Origin of the sequence: Pseudomonas sp. Sample_10 (assembly GCF_004321495.1) — a bacterium.
Taxonomy (GTDB): Bacteria; Pseudomonadota; Gammaproteobacteria; order Pseudomonadales; family Pseudomonadaceae; genus Aquipseudomonas.
Genome location: NZ_RCOE01000167.1, coordinates 1 through 825, shown reverse-complemented (window position 1 = coordinate 825; position 825 = coordinate 1). Strand labels below are relative to the sequence as shown.

1 protein-coding gene is annotated in these 825 nt (G+C 57.8%); it reads left to right on the top strand.

The genetic code is table 11. The annotated features are described in order from the left end of the window. Window positions 1–59 precede the first annotated feature (59 nt). Window positions 60–825 (top strand): MFS transporter (locus D8U18_RS16650; RefSeq protein ID WP_131108028.1); only part of this gene is annotated, 766 nt, incomplete at its 3' end.

Genomic DNA, 825 nt, shown 5'->3' with positions numbered 1-825 from the left:
CGGTAACGAAACTGTAACATTCGCATCCGCAGTCAAAACAAGAAAACTGGAGCTCCTGAATGTTTGCTTTCTTTCGTCCTGCCGCACATCAGGCGCCCTTGCCTGAAGAAAAAATAGACAGCACCTACCGCCGCCTGCGCTGGCAAATCTTCGCCGGTATCTTTATCGGTTACGCCGGTTACTACCTGCTGCGCAAAAACTTTTCCCTGGCGATGCCCTATCTGATCGAAGAGGGCTATACCCGCGGTGAACTGGGCGTGGCGCTGTCGGCGATTGCCATCGCCTATGGCTTGTCCAAGTTCCTGATGGGCATCGTTTCCGACCGCTCCAACCCGCGCTTCTTCCTGCCGTTCGGCCTGATGGTTTCGGCTGCCGTGATGTTCATTTTCGGTTTCGCGCATTGGGCAACGTCCAGCGTGACCATCATGTTCGTCCTGCTGTTCATCAATGGCTGGGCTCAGGGCATGGGTTGGCCGCCCAGTGGCCGGACCATGGTGCACTGGTGGTCACAGAAGGAACGCGGTGGCGTGGTGTCGCTGTGGAACGTGGCACATAACGTCGGCGGCGGCCTGATAGGCCCGCTGTTCCTGGTCGGCATGGGCCTGTTCAATGACTGGCATGCCGCGTTCTACGTACCGGCGGCCGTGGCCATGGCGGTGGCGGTGTTTGCCTTCATCACCATGCGCGATACCCCGCAATCGGTGGGCCTGCCGCCCATCGAGAAGTACAAGAACGACTATCCGGAAGGCTACGACGCCAGCCACGAAGAAGAATTCAGCGCCAAGGAAATCTTCGTCAAATACGTGCTGCGCAACAAAATGCTCT